The sequence below is a fragment of the Clostridium sp. CM042 genome (assembly GCF_055080995.1).
In genome coordinates this window covers 167,065-182,945 of the sequence record NZ_CM143646.1, presented here as the reverse complement: position 1 = coordinate 182,945, position 15,881 = coordinate 167,065, and the positions used below count along the sequence as shown (strand labels likewise).

Annotated in this window: 15 protein-coding genes; all 15 read right to left on the bottom strand. The window is 31.9% G+C overall.

Going from position 1 to position 15,881, the window contains the following annotated elements:
* Window positions 1–51: 51 nt before the first annotated feature.
* The 15 genes from pknB to ACWJJ7_RS00915 all read right to left on the bottom strand — a co-directional run bounded on the left by pknB (window position 52) and on the right by ACWJJ7_RS00915 (window position 15,843).
* Window positions 52–2,046: a Stk1 family PASTA domain-containing Ser/Thr kinase gene (pknB, locus tag ACWJJ7_RS00985; RefSeq protein WP_462963531.1), complete on the bottom strand. Its 1,995-nt coding sequence runs from the start codon at window positions 2,044–2,046 to the stop codon at window positions 52–54.
* Window positions 2,021–2,773: a Stp1/IreP family PP2C-type Ser/Thr phosphatase gene (locus tag ACWJJ7_RS00980; protein ID WP_462963530.1), complete on the bottom strand. Its 753-nt coding sequence runs from the start codon at window positions 2,771–2,773 to the stop codon at window positions 2,021–2,023. Before ACWJJ7_RS00980 ends, pknB begins: the two co-directional genes overlap by 26 nt.
* 2 nt (window positions 2,774–2,775) lie before the next feature.
* A complete protein-coding gene (gene rlmN, locus ACWJJ7_RS00975; RefSeq protein ID WP_462963529.1) occupies window positions 2,776–3,822 on the bottom strand; it encodes a dual-specificity RNA methyltransferase RlmN in 1,047 nt (348 codons plus the stop codon).
* Window positions 3,823–3,834: 12 nt separating this feature from the next.
* Window positions 3,835–5,163 carry a 16S rRNA (cytosine(967)-C(5))-methyltransferase RsmB gene (gene rsmB / locus ACWJJ7_RS00970; RefSeq protein WP_462963528.1) on the bottom strand — a complete coding sequence of 443 codons (1,329 nt, stop codon included), beginning with the start codon at window positions 5,161–5,163 and terminating at the stop codon, window positions 3,835–3,837.
* A gap of 28 nt (window positions 5,164–5,191) precedes the next feature.
* Window positions 5,192–5,869, bottom strand: a complete 678-nt coding sequence (locus ACWJJ7_RS00965; RefSeq protein WP_462965054.1) for a zinc metallopeptidase — start codon at window positions 5,867–5,869, stop codon at window positions 5,192–5,194.
* A 77-nt stretch (window positions 5,870–5,946) separates the two neighbouring features.
* Complete coding sequence (gene fmt, locus ACWJJ7_RS00960) at window positions 5,947–6,876, bottom strand: methionyl-tRNA formyltransferase (RefSeq protein ID WP_462963527.1); 930 nt, start codon at window positions 6,874–6,876, stop codon at window positions 5,947–5,949.
* Between the two features lies 1 nt (window position 6,877).
* Window positions 6,878–7,330: a peptide deformylase gene (gene def, locus ACWJJ7_RS00955; RefSeq protein WP_462963526.1), complete on the bottom strand. Its 453-nt coding sequence runs from the start codon at window positions 7,328–7,330 to the stop codon at window positions 6,878–6,880.
* 63 nt (window positions 7,331–7,393) lie between these two features.
* A complete protein-coding gene (gene priA, locus ACWJJ7_RS00950; RefSeq protein ID WP_462963525.1) occupies window positions 7,394–9,595 on the bottom strand; it encodes a primosomal protein N' in 2,202 nt (733 codons plus the stop codon).
* Between the two features lie 48 nt (window positions 9,596–9,643).
* Window positions 9,644–10,834 (bottom strand): bifunctional phosphopantothenoylcysteine decarboxylase/phosphopantothenate--cysteine ligase CoaBC, encoded by a 1,191-nt coding sequence (gene coaBC / locus ACWJJ7_RS00945; protein ID WP_462963524.1) that lies wholly within the window; start codon window positions 10,832–10,834, stop codon window positions 9,644–9,646.
* Window position 10,835: 1 nt separating this feature from the next.
* On the bottom strand, window positions 10,836–11,054 hold the full coding sequence (rpoZ, locus tag ACWJJ7_RS00940) for a DNA-directed RNA polymerase subunit omega (RefSeq protein ID WP_462963523.1): 219 nt from the start codon (window positions 11,052–11,054) through the stop codon (window positions 10,836–10,838).
* Complete coding sequence (gene gmk, locus ACWJJ7_RS00935; protein ID WP_462963522.1) at window positions 11,047–11,658, bottom strand: guanylate kinase; 612 nt, start codon at window positions 11,656–11,658, stop codon at window positions 11,047–11,049. The genes rpoZ and gmk overlap by 8 nt, the downstream gene beginning before the upstream one ends.
* A complete protein-coding gene (gene remA, locus ACWJJ7_RS00930) occupies window positions 11,658–11,930 on the bottom strand; it encodes an extracellular matrix/biofilm regulator RemA (RefSeq protein ID WP_462963521.1) in 273 nt (90 codons plus the stop codon). The genes gmk and remA overlap by 1 nt, the downstream gene beginning before the upstream one ends.
* A 14-nt stretch (window positions 11,931–11,944) precedes the next feature.
* A complete protein-coding gene (locus tag ACWJJ7_RS00925; RefSeq protein ID WP_462963520.1) occupies window positions 11,945–12,823 on the bottom strand; it encodes a YicC/YloC family endoribonuclease in 879 nt (292 codons plus the stop codon).
* Between the two features lie 342 nt (window positions 12,824–13,165).
* Complete coding sequence (locus tag ACWJJ7_RS00920; RefSeq protein ID WP_462963519.1) at window positions 13,166–14,320, bottom strand: aminotransferase class I/II-fold pyridoxal phosphate-dependent enzyme; 1,155 nt, start codon at window positions 14,318–14,320, stop codon at window positions 13,166–13,168.
* A gap of 167 nt (window positions 14,321–14,487) precedes the next feature.
* Window positions 14,488–15,843, bottom strand: coding sequence for an NCS2 family permease (locus ACWJJ7_RS00915; protein WP_462963518.1), 1,356 nt, complete (start codon window positions 15,841–15,843; stop codon window positions 14,488–14,490).
* Window positions 15,844–15,881: the final 38 nt, after the last annotated feature.

The window sequence follows — 15,881 nt, the reverse complement described above, 5'->3', positions numbered from 1 at the left end:
TTCGATTTAATATTTTTAAATATATTTCATATACCTTATAATTATTTATTCTTATTGAGGAGTCGCTGATGGTTTTTCAGTTGCTGGTGGTGTTCCAGTTGTTTCTGGTGGTGTTTCAGGCGTTACTGGAGGTGTTTCAGGTGTTACTGGAGCTTCCGCAGCCTTAGATGTTAAAGTTATAGTATCTCCAACATTTGCCTTAGTACCTGGCTCCTTATCTTGCGACTCAATGATATCTTCATCGTTACCAGAAACTGCTACGCTTATATCCAATTGCGCAGCTAACTCACGTGCTTTTTTAACAGTTTTCCCTCTAAAGTCTGGAACATCAAATTCCTCTTTTTTAGGTTCTTCATACTTATAATAATTAACTCCTACAGAATTACCTTCCGTAACTTCCGTATTTGGAGCAATACTTTGATTAAATATTTTACCATCAAGTGACTTATCATGAGTTACCACTGGCTTTTGCTCACCTAATTTTAAATTTGCATTTTGCAATACTCTCTCTGCATCATTTAAAGATACGTCATTTAGATTTGGAACCTTTGTTAATTTAACCTCTACACCCTTACTTATTACTAAATCTACTTTATCACCTTTTTTAACTAAACTATCCGGATCTGGATTTTGGCTTATTACTAAACCACTAGCAATGGAATCATTGAATTCATATGTGACATTGCCGAGCACCAATCCATTTTGTTCAATAATAGCACTAGCCGAAGCTTTATCATTTCCTTTGACAGAAGGGATTTTGAAACTTGCTGGCCCTTTACTCACCCTAACTCTTACTTCACCCTTAGCTTTTAATTCTGTTCCCTCATCAGGAAAACATATCAGCACCTCGCCTTCGGGTTTTTCGCTATTTTCTTCTCCAGCCACCACAAAATTCAAGTTTTTTTCTACAACTAATTTTTCTGCCTCTACCTTATCCAAACCAATAATTTTAGGCACCAATATCTTATCTGCCACACTGACTTGCTTGCCAGTAAGATAGTTCTTTAATATGACTCCCGCAACACTACCTAAAACAATCAATAAAATTATTGCAACTAAAGCCATTATTATCGTTTTATTTTTCTTGTTATTTTTAGACTTTGGGCTTTTGATTACTTCTTCTTTTTCGTCTTCATAGTCATCTTCTTTTTCATAGTCATCTACATTTACAGGTGCCATAACCCTAGTGTATTCATTTTCCATGCTATTTGTTGCGATAGTATATGAACTATTCTTTTGTATTCTCTGCAGATCTAAAAACATATCTTTCGCAGTTTGATATCTCTTTATAGGTTCTTTTTCTATAGCTTTTAATATTAATTTGTTCAAATTTTCAGGAATATTACCATTTATTTTCTTAGGTGGCACAACTTGTTCCCGTATATGTTTTAATGCTACCGATACAGGACTTTCTGCATCATAAGGCACTTGCCCTGTAGACATCTCATAAAGCACTATTCCAAAAGAATAAATATCTGTTCTACAATCTACAAAACTTGCTTTAGCTTGTTCTGGTGAAAAATAATGGGCTGATCCCATCACTGTACTGGTATTAGTTATAGTTACAGAACTGGCAGCTTTTGCTATACCGAAATCTGTAACTTTAACCGTTCCATCCTCAGTCACTAAAATATTATGAGGTTTAATATCCCTATGTATAATGTTATTCTTATGAGCACACTCAAGTGCTTTTGCAATTTGCATCCCATAGTCTATTATTTGATCATAATCCATGCTACCATTTTGAAGTATAATTTCCTTTAAAGTCTTCCCTTTTATATATTCCATTACAATATAGTTAATATCTCTCTCTTGTCCGACATCATAAATATTAACTATATTATTTGATGAGAGACTAGCTACGGATGAAGCTTCTTTTTTAAATTTATCCATAAAATCTATATTATTTGAAAATTCTTCTTTTAATATTTTTACAGCAACATAACGATTGAGCAAACGACATTTAGCCTTATAAACTATTGCCATTCCACCCTCTCCAATTTTTTCAAGGAGTTCATATCTACTCCCTAATATGGTTCCTATCATCTCTGCACTCTCCTTCAAATACGATAACTGATATGTTATCGCGTCCACCCTTAGATTTGCTTAAATCCACCAACATTTTACAGCTAGAAATATTGTCATTTTCATTTTTTATAATAATATCATACATTTCAGAATAAGTCACATCGTTCGTAAGGCCATCTGTGCATAAAATACATTTGAATATATTCGTCAAATTAACATCAAATAAATCAACTTCTACTAACTCATTTGTTCCAAGTGCCCTTGTAATAATATTTTTATTGGGATGAGTTCTAGCTTTTTCTTCAGTTATAGTACCATTATCTAAAAGCTGTTGTACCAAAGAATGATCTCTTGTAATTTTTAATAATTTTTTATTATTATCAATAATATAACAACTACTGTCACCTACATTTGCAACAACCATTTCATTTTGTTTTTTAAAGCAGATTGTTATAGTTGTCCCCATCCCTTTAAGAGAATCATTCCCACTTGCCATGTCATAAATTTTCTTATTTGCAAATTTTATTCCTTCAGAAAGTACTTCTTTTAGATCTAATCCATGATGATTCTTCTTTATATATTCTATTATAACCTTAATAGCTAGCTGACTTGCAACCTCTCCTGCATTATGCCCCCCCATACCATCTGCTATAGCATAAATGCCAAAATCGCTATCTTCAAAATAGCCTACAGAGTCTTCATTTGTTTTTCTAACATTTCCAACATCAGATAAAACCCCAAGCATTTTTACACCCCCTCATTTAAGTTTTCACTTTTAATATAGCTTCTCCGAAGTTGACCACAAGCCGCATTAATATCCAGTCCCATTTCACGCCTTATTGTTGTTTGGATATTATTAGTTTCAAGTACCCTCTTAAACTCAGCAACATCATCATTCGAAGATCTTTTTAATTCATTCTCTTCTATTTCATTAACTGGAATTAAATTAACATGGCATAACATATCATTTAATAATATACTTAATTTTTCTGCATCTTGCGTACTATCATTAAGCCCCTTTACAAGAGCATATTCAAAAGTTATACGTCTATTAGTTTTATTTATATAGTATTTAGATGCATCAATAATTTCTGCAATAGAATACTTATTTGCAATTGGCATACTCTTCATTCTAATCTCATCCGTAGATGCATGAAGTGAAATAGCCAGTGTCGTTTGCAAGTTAATATCAGCAAACTCTTTAATTTTTGGTACAATACCACAGGTAGAAATAGTTATATGTCTTTGACCAATATTTAACCCATTCTCTGAATTCACAATTTCAAGAAATTTTATTACATTATGAAAATTATCAAATGGCTCCCCACTTCCCATTAACACAACATTAGAAATTCGCTCGTTAATTAGATGCTGTGATTTCATTATTTGAGATAGCATTTCCCCTGGAGTTAGATTTCTAATCATTCCTCCAATGGTAGATGCACAAAATTTACATCCCATCCTACATCCAACTTGAGTCGATATGCATATAGAGTTCCCATGTTTGTATTTCATAACAACGCATTCAATTAAATTACCATCATTTAAAGAGAAAAGATATTTTCTTGTATCATTTTGTTTTGAAGTATATTCCTCTACGAGCTCAGGTATTCCTATGTAAAAATTGTTTTGTAACTTTTCTTTTATATTGAGCGGAATATTATTCATATTTTCAAATTCCCAAATTTCCTTATAAATCCAGTCTAATACTTGCTTAGCTCTAAATTCGCTTTCCCCATTACTTTTCATCCATTGCTTTAACTCTACTAAATTCATATCTAATATATTTATCATTTTATACACCTACTATGACTTTATAATTTTGGCTATGAAAAATCCGTCCATGTATTCATTCGGGAATATAGTAACATACCCTTTATCACTATAGTTTATATTATCAAATTCACCGTAAAATACTGGTTCAATCTTAAATTCTGAATGAGACTCTAGGAACCATTCAATATTGCTTTCATTTTCTTCCTTATTAAGGGTACATGTTGAATATACAAGTACTCCACCTTTTTTTATGTATTTTGAAGCATTCTCCATTATTTTTCTTTGTGTGTGAATTATATTTTCTATGTCTTTTATATGTTTACTCCACTTTATCTCAGGTTTTTTTCTAATAATTCCAAGACCAGAGCAAGGTACATCAATAAGTACCCTATCTGCAGATTGAAGTAAACTTGGATCATAAATTGTAGCGTCCATAACATCACAAGTTGTATTTACAATTCCTATTCTATTTAAATTTTGTTTTATTAATGATAACTTATTTTCATGTAAATCAAATGCAAAAATATGTCCTGTGTTTTTCATAATTTCTGCAATGTGTGTTGTCTTTCCACCTGGTGCACTACAAAGATCTAATACTTCTAGATTTGGCAAAAGGTCCATAGAAAGAGCTGTAAGCATTGCAGACTCATCCTGGACTGTTATACTTCCTTCATTAAATAAAAGGTTATTCTCTATATTTTTCCCTTTAATAATTCGTATTGCTTCAGAACACGCATAGCCTTTTTCTATATTATACCCATTTTCTATAAGTTTTTCCCATATTTGCTCATAAGTTAATTTCAGAGTATTAACTCTAACTGTAACATCAGGTTTTTGATTTAAGCCACTTAGAATTTTCTCAGCGCTTTCAATCCCATATTGCTTTATAAAGAGTTTAACTAAAGCCTTAGTGAAGGAATACTCAAAGCATAATCTTTCAATATCATTTTTTTCATTATAATACACCGCTGTGTCGCCCCTTAGATAGTTTCTAAGTACTCCATTAACAAATTGTGCTGCTCCTACATTACTCATCTTTTTTGTTAAGTTTACAGCCTCATTAACCACAGCAAAACTCGGTATTTTATCCAAAAACCTAATTTGATATATTGATATTCTTAATATGTTTAAAACAAAACTATCTACCTTTTCAAAGCCTTTTTTTATAAAACTGCTCAATATTTTATCTATTGTGTATTTATATTTTAAAGTACCGTAAACTATTTCTGTAACTAACGCTTTATCTTTATCGTTTAGTTCCGATTTGTTAAGTTCGATTCCTAAAACAATATTCGAATAAGCATTTTCATTTAACACTTTTTCTATAACTGTAATTGCTACGAGTCTACTATTATTCATCCTGTTACCTCAATTTTCTATTTAATTTTTATCTATCGCGACTTATAAGAACAAGCCTTATAAGCTGAGAAATTGCCATTAATGCTGCAGATAAGTATGTCATAGCTGCTGCACTTAATACTGATTTAGCTCCTTTTATTTCATCACCATAGAGTATACTTCTAGATTCTAAGATTTTTAGTGCTCTACTAGATGCATTAAATTCAACCGGTAGAGTAATTAACTGAAATACTACCACTGCTGAAAATAATATGATTCCAATATTTATTAGAGAAGGGATAGTGAAAATTATTCCTATAAAAAATAGTACCCAGGATGCATTAGAACTAAAATTCACTGCAGGAACTATAGAATTCCTGAGTTTTAAAGGTACATAATGTTCTTTATCTTGGAGCGCATGGCCAGTTTCATGAGCAGCAACCCCAATAGACGCTACTGAAGTTCCATGATACACCTCACCAGACAATCTCATAATTCTTTTAGAAGGATCGTAATGATCAGTAAGCTTTCCCGGTACTATCTCCACTGGTATATCAAAAAGACCACCATCATCCAAAAGCATTCTAGCTACCTGTGCCCCTGTATATCCATTTGCACTATTCACCTTGGAATATTTACCAAAGGAAGACTTAATTTTAAATTGTGCCCATGCCGATATAATTATAGCGGGCAATAATATAATCATAGTACTATCATAAAAATACATATTCATTCACCTCTCTCTAATTTCATTAAATTTATTAATAAAAGAATAAACTGACACCTTAGCAGCTTTTATTTCCCTTATTTCAAAACCGCACCTTCATTTATCTTATTTCCTATTATATAATCCCTTACTTTTAAAGGCTTCTTACCCGGAAATTGTATCTCTTCAATAAGTAAAACACCACTGCCAGTTGCTACCTTTAATCCTTCTTTTGAAACCTCTATAATACTTCCAATCTTTTTATTTGATTGTTCGTTTATTACTTTTGACTTATATATTTTCATTACTGTATTCTCATAATAAGTATATGCAATTGGCCATGGATTTAATCCTCTTATAAAATTATGAATATTAACATTACTACATTCCCAATTTATCTTGGCCATTTCTTTGCCTAACTTAGAAGCATATGAACTAAATTCATTTTCTTGTTTAGCTGGCTCTATCTCGTTACTTACTATACCATTTATTGTTTTAACTAAAAGTCGTGCTCCGCTATTCATAAGCACATCGTGTAATTCCCCCGCAGACATAGTATCTGGCAGTTCCATTTCCTCTGTTAAAAGTATATCCCCTGTATCAATACCAGCATCCATAAGCATTGTTGTATTTCCACTTTTACTCTCACCATTAATAACACACCAATTTATAGGAGCCGCACCTCTATATTTGGGTAATAAAGATGCATGTAGATTTATACATCCATATTTAGGAATACTAAGCACTTCCTTTGGAATGATTTGTCCAAATGCTACTACTACAATAAAATCCGGTTTTAAATTTTTAATTATTTCTATCATTTCTTCATTATTTCTAAGTCTTAAAGGCTGATATACCGGTATATTATAGGTTACCGCTAACTGTTTAACAGCGGACATTGCTAAATTTTTACCTCTTCCTTTTGGTCTATCAGGCTGAGTAAAAACAGCAGAAACTTCAAATTCATTTATAAGTTGTGAAAGTGATGGAACTGAAAATTCTGGCGTACCCATAAAAATTATCTTCATATTATTTTTCCTCACCCTCTATTGCTTTGTCTATAAATAATACCCCATCTAAATGATCAATTTCATGGCAGAGTGCTCTTGCAAGAAGACCTTCTCCATCTATTATTATCACTTCTCCATTTTCGCTTAATGCCTTCACTTTTACTGTTTCTGGCCTATCTACATTTTTTTGTACTCCTGGTATGCTTAAACAACCTTCATTATCTATTTGTGAACCTTGCATTTCTACAATCTGTGGGTTAATAATTGCCATAGGTCCATTCCCAACATCAATAACTACTATCCTCTTTAAAATGCCAACCTGCGGTGCAGCAAGACCTACTCCCTTAGACTTATACATAGTTTCTTTCATATCTTTAACTAATAATAGAATCCTAGGGTTAATTTCATCTACCACTCTACTTTTTTTCCTTAATATGTCGTCGCCATATGTTCTAATCGTTCTTATAGCCATACGAAACCCTCCTTGTCATTAATTATCACCTTTGGTGCTATTAAATTATCACCTTTGGTGCTATTAGATCATGTTACTTGGATTAATATCTATACTAACTCGTATACTAGTATAAGCATTCTTAACCGACTCATAAACTGATTTTTTTATTTCCTCTGCAATTGTTTGTTCAATATTTCCTTTAATTATAATTTGCCATCTATAGAAATTTTTAATTTTTGAAACTCCGCAAGGGCATGGGCCTAGTAATGTAATTTTATCATTGTTTTTAATCTTATATTTTAAATTTTCACCAACATTTTGTGTATTTTTTATTAACAAATTTTCATCCTCAGAACTCATAGTTATGACTAGGATATTTGTAAAAGGTGGATAGTCCATAACCTCTCTCATCATGATTTCATTTTTGTAGAAACTATCATAGTCATTATCCGCTGCATACTGCAACGTTAAATTATCAGCATTATATGTTTGGATAACCACCTTGCCTTCTTTACTGCCTCTACCTGCTCTTCCTGAGACTTGAGTAAGTAGTTGAAACGTCCGCTCAAAAGCCCTGAAATCAGGTAAATTCAATGATAAATCCGCAGCTATTACTCCTACTAAAGTAACATTTTTAAAATCTAATCCTTTAGCAACCATCTGAGTCCCAATTAAAATATCTGCCTGCTTATTTTTAAAGGTATTATATATATATTCATAAGAATTTTTTTTCCGAGTTGTGTCAAAATCCATTCTTAGAGTTTTTGCACTTGGAAAAATTCTATTAATTTCTTGCTCAATTTTTTCTGTTCCAACTCCAAAATACTTAACATAACTACTTCCACAATTAGGACATGTTTTACTGATTTTTTCTTTTTCTCCACAATAATGGCAAGTTAGGTATTCACTTGAATTATGGTAGGTTAATGATATATTACATTTTTTGCATTTGAAAACATAACCACATTTCCTACAGGATACAAAGGTTGAAAACCCTCTTCTATTTAAAAACAAAATCACCTGCTCGTTTCTGCTTAGAGACTCAATAATACCCTCATGAAGTGACTTACTAAATATTGAACGATTGTTATTCATTAACTCTTCGCGCATGTCAACGATTTCTACTTTTGGCATGGCAGCACCATCTGCCCTCTCATTAATAGTAATTAATTCTAATTCCTTTATGGTAGACCTATAATAACTTTCAATAGATGGAGTAGCTGACCCCAATATTAATTTGCAATTTTCTAGTTCACATTTCATATAAGCTATTTCACGAGCATCAAATTTTGGATTACTGTCAGATTTATAACTCGCTTCATGTTCCTCATCTATAACAATTAATCCTAAGTTTTCAAAAGGTAAAAATATAGCTGACCTTGCCCCAATAGCAATTTTAACATTTCCGAGCTTTACTCTCATCCATTCGTCATATCTCTCACCATCTGATAGCCTACTATGAAAAACTGCTATATCACGTCCAAATCTACCTTTGAACCTTTCAACCATTTGAGGGGTTAACGATATTTCTGGTATAAGTATTATAGACTGCTTATTCTCTTTTAACATATAACTAACCAAATTCATGTATATCTCAGTCTTTCCACTACCTGTAACTCCATGTATCAAGAATTTTTTCGCCTTAGAATTTATTATAAAATCAACTGACTGCTGTTGTCTTTCATTTAGTGTTTTTTCTTCATACCTAGAATAGTTTTTTTCATTATATCTATTAATTATAACCTCTTGCGTGGTTAAGAATCCATGCTTAATCATTGTATTTATTGATGACAGTGATTTATTAAAATTTTTACTGAACTCAGTCTTATTATATTTCATATTATTTAATTGTATTAGCTCATAAATATTTTTGTAAGGTTCATTTAAAAATTTGCCTTCTAGTTCCTTACTCGCAGTTAATACTTGCATCGTCTTTTTCTTTATACCTTTCGTTATACCTCTTGGAATAATAACTTTTATGCATTCCAAATATGTACAAAGGTATTTTTTTTTCATAATCTTTACAAGTTCAATATCAGTTATTTTAAGGAGTGGCATTTCATCACATATAGTTGTTATCTCCTTAATATTATTCACATTCTCACATTGCTTATAAAGTTCCAATACAAAAGCGTCCACTCTCCTGTTTCCTCTACCAAATGGCACTTTAACCCTAAATCCTAAATGGACATTGCCTATTAAACTAATAGGTATTTTATATGTAAAAACCTTATCCACTTGAACCGAATCATTATTCACCACAACTCCAGCATACTGATACACTTAATCACCCTTTTAATTTTATGATTTTATATAACATAAAAAAGCGCATTAGCGCTTTTTATTTATTAAATCAAACAATTCCCTAGCAACTTCTTTTTTTGGCATTTTTTCTATTGTTATTGGATTATTGTCTTTGCTTAAAATAACCACTTTATTATCTTCAGTTCCAAACCCAATATCTGTTCCCGTTATATCATTGGCAATTATGTAATCTAAATTTTTCTTAAGAAGTTTTGATTGTGCATTTTGTAGCAAATCATTACTCTCAGCTGCAAAACCCACTAATATTTGGTTCCTCTTAAGCAATCCTAATTCTTTTAAAATATCATTATCACGTACAAATTCTAAGTTTAATCCATTTCCACTTTTCTTAATTTTGCTACTACAGTATGTTTTAGGCTTAAAGTCAGATACAGCTGCTGCTTTTATAACTATATCACTATCGTAAAAATTATCTATTACAGCAGTTCTCATCTCTTCATTAGTATTAACCTTTATAGCACTTATACCAAAAGGTATTTTTTCACCAGATGGTCCAGATATTAAAGTTACAACTGCCCCTCTATCTCTAGCTTCTCTCGCAATTGCATATCCCATTTTGCCTGTTGACCTATTTGTTATAAATCTTACAGGATCAATAGGCGCAATTGTAGGACCAGCTGTAACTAAAACTTTAGTGCCTTTCATATCTTTTATAGGATACAAATTGCTCATGATTTCTTCAAAAATATCATCAGTTTGAGCTAACTTTCCTTCCCCTATGTCCCCACAGGCGAGTCTTCCTGATGTTGGAGAAATAAAATCATACCCAAAAGCCTTAAGCTTTTGAATATTACCTTGCAGTATTGGATTATTGTACATATTGACATTCATTGCTGGAGCAAAAATCACTGGTGCCTTTGTTGCCATAATAGTAGTAGTTAACATATCATCTGCAATCCCATTTGCAACTTTACCAATTATATTGGACGTTGCTGGAATTACAGCAAATATATCTGCTTTTTTAGCAAGAGATATATGTTGTAGTTCCCATGCTTTAGGCTCATCAAACATATCATGAATGACAATGTTCTGACTCATAGATTGAAAACTTAGAGGGGTTACAAACTCCATAGCAGATTTAGTCATGATAACATGTACGCAAACATTTTCTTTTCTTAATCTACTAATAACATCTAAAGCCTTATATACTGCTATTCCACCTGTTACACCAATAACTACCGTCTTTTTATTTTCCATACTATTTTATTCCTTCTTTTGTTGTAATAGCCGCAATAGCTCCTTCATAAATTTCATGTATAGCTATAGTAACTGGCTTTGTGGAATCCACCTGTACAAGTGGGCTTTGACCTTCTATTATTTGTCTTGCCCTTTTTGATGTTGCTACAACTAACGAATACCTGTTATCTACTTTTTCTAATAAATTTACTATTGATGGGTTAATCATTGAATTATTCATTACTAATTTCCTCCTTTAGAAAATCTCCATTCATTCTATCGACTCTACATCTTTCTGCAATTACAATGCTTTGAATTTTTTCACAAGCATTATCTACAGTGTCATTTACAACTGCATAATCATATTTTGATACAAAACTAATTTCTTCATGAGCTGATGTAAATCTAGTAATTAAGGACTCTGGTGTTTCACTGCCCCTATTTGTAATTCTATTTTTCAATTCCTCCATAGACGGTGGAAGAATGAATATAAATAAACCACTTGGATAAGCCCTTTTCACCTTAAGTGCACCTTGAATATCTATTTCCAGTATTACATCCCTACCACCATCTAATATTTTTAAAACTTCAGATTTAGGCGTACCATAATAGTTTCCATAAACCTCTGCGTATTCAAGAAAATCTTCTGCTGCGATTTTTTCTAGGAATTTCTCTTTAGTTATGAAATAATAGTTTATTCCTTCTATTTCATCGTTTCTTGGACTTCTTGTAGTCGCGGAGACCGAAATCCAAAAATTGTTTTTTTCAAGAAGCGCCTTGCATACAGTCCCTTTACCGGCACCAGAAGGGCCCGAAATAACAATTAGCTGTCCTTTACTCCTCATTATTCCTCAACCTCGTCTATATGTTCATCATCTTTAACAGACAACCTATGTGCAACAGTTTCAGGTTGAACAGCTGATAAAATAACATGATCACTATCAGTTATAATAACCGCTCTGGTTCTTCTTCCATAAGTAGCATCAATTAGCATACCTCTATCTCTCGCTTCCTGAATTATTCTTTTAATTGGAGCCGATTCAGGACTAACTATGGCTACTAATCTGTTTGCTGAAACAATGTTCCCAAAACCTATGTTTATCAATTTTATATTCATCGTGTGCCTCCTGTTTATTCTATGTTTTGTATTTGTTCTCTAATCTTTTCTATTTCGCTTTTCATATTAATTACTGTATTTAAAATTTCTAAATCATTTGCTTTTGATGCTATAGTGTTAGTTTCTCTATTCATTTCTTGAATAATGAAATCAAGCTTTCTACCAATTGGTTCGTTTAAAATTAAAGTTTCCTTCATTTGCTCTATATGGCTACTTAATCTTACAATTTCTTCATCAATTCCAGCTTTGTCAGCAAAAATTGCAACTTCCATGGCAACTCTATTCTCATCAAATACTACTTCTTTATGCAAAGCATTTAGTTTTTGAACTAGTTTTTCTTTATACTCACAAACAATAAACGGTGCTCTTCCTTTAACTTCATCAACTAACCCATTGATTAAATCACATTTACTTATAACATCCTCTAATAATTTTTGGCCTTCTCTTTCTCTCATAAAAAGAAGAGCTTCAAGAGCCTTTGTTAGTGATTGTTCAATCTGATCAAAAGTTTCTGAACCCTCTTCTTCCTTTTGTTTAAGCGTTATTACCTCAGGTAATCTAGCTATTGTGTCAACTAATATATCGCCATCCAGATTATATTTATCTTTTAATGTTCGATAGCAGTTTATATAGCTTTCAGCTAATTTTTCATTCAAATAAGCCCCAACATCTTCCTTATCGTAATTTCCTTGAGTTATAAAAACATCAAGCTTTCCTCTTTTTACTTTTTCACCAATTATCTTCCGAATTTTATCCTCAAACGCTATTAATACTCTAGGCATTCTTATATTAGTTTCAAAATATCTATGATTAACACTTTTAATCTCTATGGTAAAGCTTTTACCATCTTTTTCACAGTTTCCTCTTCCAAACCCAGTCATACTCCTAATCATAACAACGCATCCTTCCAATGTTCATTGTGAACCTTTATAATTATACATAAACTATCACCTAAGTTTCAAGCTAAAATTATAAGTTCTCACTTTTATTACGATTTTCACATAAAAAAAATACTTTTAAATTCTCACCTAAGTGATGCAATATTAACGAATTCAGAAGGGAAATTATACTTCTACTGAAGTTTTCTCTTTGTTATAGTATGTACCCCCCCACTTATATAAGCAGGATATTTTCCTTCTGAAATGTCGTCAAACTATAAATCGACTTATTTTAAAAACAGCTCATCCTTATACTAAAATATTTCCTATATAATTAATATTATACCAATAATAATATTAATCACCACATTTTTTTAGAGATTTTAAAGCTTTTTCAATAATAAGCTTATCTTTGGTCAATGCTATACGAAAATAATCGTATCCAAGTTTTCCAAATACATTTCCAGGCGTAACCACAATGCCATAATTATCCAACAGTTCTTCACAATACTCATTAGTTGTATAATTTTTAGGTGTTTTACACCACAAATAAAAAGTGCCTTCTGCATCAAAAAAAACAATATTCTTTTGTAACAGAACACTTTTAGCAACTTCACGTCTTTCATCATATATTTTTCTTGTATTATGAACATAATCACGTTCTAAATTAAGAGCAGCAATAGCAGCCTTTTGAATTGGAATAAATTGACCAGAGTCACAATTGCTTTTTATCTTTAAAAGAGAATTTATTACTTTAGCATTACCTACAGCATACCCTATTCTATACCCTGTCATATTGTAAGTTTTAGATAAAGTTCCAAACTCCACGCATTTCCTTTTTACATCATATTGCATAAGACTTATATTTTTTTTATTTACCTGAATTATTTCATTATATGCTGAATCATTGCATAAAACAATATTATTATCATAAGAAAACTTTATAATCCTTTTATAAAACTCAGCACTCGCTACTGCACCTGTTGGATTATTGGGATAATTTATAAAAATAAGCTTGCATTTGTTAACAATTTCTTCAGGGATGACCTCAAGATTCAACATATATCCATTGTTTTGTGTTAGAGGTACAGTATATGGCACGCAACCCCAGAGTTTTGAACAAGTACTGTAAACAGGATATGCAGGTTCAGGCACTATTACACAATCCCCTATATCACATACGGCTGGTATTATATTGCTTATACCTTCTTTTGATCCTATAAGAATTATTACTTCATCCAAATTTAGACTTACGCTGTAAACTTGGTTATAGTATCTTATAACCGCTTTTTTAAGTTCCATTAACCCATCGTATGGAGGGTAATTATTATATCTATCATCTTTTAATCCCTCTATTAAGGCATCGGTAATTTTTGAATGAACTGTTAAATCTGGATCCCCTATACTAAGGTCAACAATTTTTTTCCCGTTCAGAAAAGCTTCATTTTTTTTATCGTTTATTTTTTTAAAATGATATTCATCAACATTAGATAGTCTATTATTTATTTTCATAATATCACCCTTTATACATTTTTTTTATTATGTTATTCAGGTGGCACTAACTATGTTACAGTAGTTTTTTTATACGCGTAAAAAACTACTATACATGATAAGTTTTGTACTCTCATGCTATAGTAGTTTCTTAATGTCCTTATTATTTCAGCTCCACAGGAGATAATTTAACCAGTGACAATTAATTTAATAATAAACAATACTGCCAAAATATAAGTTACAGCTGAAACCTTCTTCTTTTTGCTAGCATCCTTGGTAAATATATTGTTTACTAGGTTTAACACTGCATAAGAAAGAATACCTATGGTTAACCCATCTCCAATACTATAAGTTAAAGGCATTAGTGCGATTGTTAAGAAAGCAGGGACTCCCTCTGTAAAATCACTGAAATCTATTTTAACTATATTCTCCATCATAAAGAATCCTACAATTATCAAAGCAGGTGCAGTTGCACATGATGGTATTGCAATGAACAAAGGTGAAAAGAACATCGCTATTAAGAATAACATTCCTGTTACAACGGACGCGAGTCCAGTCCTAGCGCCTACTGCAACTCCCGCTGAGCTTTCTACATAAGTAGTTACTGTTGATGTACCAAGGAAAGCACCCACAGTAGTACCAACGGCATCTACAAGTAACGCACGTCCAGCATTTTTTACCTTACCATCTTTATCAACCATTCCAACTTTTGAAGCAACTCCTACTAAAGTTCCTACAGTATCAAAAAAGTCAACAAATAAAAACGTTAAAACTATTGTCATAAATTCCAATATCCTAGTTGTATCAGTTAAGTATGAAAAATCTAGTTTACCTGCAATTGGTTTTAATGATTCAAATTTAAATATACCTTGTGGTGTGACTATTTTATAAGTTGCTGCTACTTCTGGTGATATAGTTGCAAATAACCAAGCTAATATGGTGCTTGCAACTATTCCCCATAGTATAGCTCCTTTAATATTTTTTTTTGACAACACTACAATTATAATTACTCCTATTACAGTTATTAATACTGTAGGACTTGTAAAGTTACCCATAGCTACCTTTGTTGCTTTACTAGTAACTACAATACCCGCATCTACAAAACCAATAAATGCAATGAAAAGTCCAATACCTGCGGTAACTGCCAATTTTAAAGTTGTTGGTATAGCATTAACTACAGCTTCTCTCACACTAGTTAATGATAGTATAATAAAAATAATTCCTTCTACAAAAACAGCAGCTAATGCTACTTGCCATGGAACTTTATTTGCTATTACTACAGTATAAGCAAAAAATGCATTTAATCCCATCCCGGATGCTAAAGCAAAGGGCAAGTTAGCATATAATCCCATAAATATTGTAGCGAAGGCCGCTGTTAGACAAGTTGCCGTTACAACAGCAGGTGCAGGCATTCCTACAGCAGGATCGCCTAATATATTTGCATTAACTGCAATAATGTATGCCATGGTTAAAAATGTAGTTATCCCTCCAATAAGTTCCCTTTTTACGTCACTTCCATTTTCTTTCAACTTAAAATATTCCATTCAGTTCCCCTCCATATGTTTGCAATGCAAAATAAAAC

What these genes read in the sequence shown, in the direction of transcription:
- pknB (WP_462963531.1), bottom strand. Translation starts at nt 2,046, where the DNA reads ATGATAGGAACCATATTAGGGAGTAGATATGAACTCCTTGAAAAAATT.
- ACWJJ7_RS00980 (WP_462963530.1), bottom strand. Translation starts at nt 2,773, where the DNA reads ATGCTTGGGGTTTTATCTGATGTTGGAAATGTTAGAAAAACAAATGAA.
- rlmN (WP_462963529.1), bottom strand. Translation starts at nt 3,822, where the DNA reads ATGATAAATATATTAGATATGAATTTAGTAGAGTTAAAGCAATGGATG.
- rsmB (WP_462963528.1), bottom strand. Translation starts at nt 5,163, where the DNA reads ATGAATAATAGTAGACTCGTAGCAATTACAGTTATAGAAAAAGTGTTA.
- ACWJJ7_RS00965 (WP_462965054.1), bottom strand. Translation starts at nt 5,869, where the DNA reads ATGTATTTTTATGATAGTACTATGATTATATTATTGCCCGCTATAATT.
- fmt (WP_462963527.1), bottom strand. Translation starts at nt 6,876, where the DNA reads ATGAAGATAATTTTTATGGGTACGCCAGAATTTTCAGTTCCATCACTT.
- def (WP_462963526.1), bottom strand. Translation starts at nt 7,330, where the DNA reads ATGGCTATAAGAACGATTAGAACATATGGCGACGACATATTAAGGAAA.
- coaBC (WP_462963524.1), bottom strand. Translation starts at nt 10,834, where the DNA reads ATGGAAAATAAAAAGACGGTAGTTATTGGTGTAACAGGTGGAATAGCA.
- rpoZ (WP_462963523.1), bottom strand. Translation starts at nt 11,054, where the DNA reads ATGAATAATTCAATGATTAACCCATCAATAGTAAATTTATTAGAAAAA.
- gmk (WP_462963522.1), bottom strand. Translation starts at nt 11,658, where the DNA reads ATGAGGAGTAAAGGACAGCTAATTGTTATTTCGGGCCCTTCTGGTGCC.
- remA (WP_462963521.1), bottom strand. Translation starts at nt 11,930, where the DNA reads ATGAATATAAAATTGATAAACATAGGTTTTGGGAACATTGTTTCAGCA.
- ACWJJ7_RS00925 (WP_462963520.1), bottom strand. Translation starts at nt 12,823, where the DNA reads ATGATTAGGAGTATGACTGGGTTTGGAAGAGGAAACTGTGAAAAAGAT.
- ACWJJ7_RS00920 (WP_462963519.1), bottom strand. Translation starts at nt 14,320, where the DNA reads ATGAAAATAAATAATAGACTATCTAATGTTGATGAATATCATTTTAAA.
- ACWJJ7_RS00915 (WP_462963518.1), bottom strand. Translation starts at nt 15,843, where the DNA reads ATGGAATATTTTAAGTTGAAAGAAAATGGAAGTGACGTAAAAAGGGAA.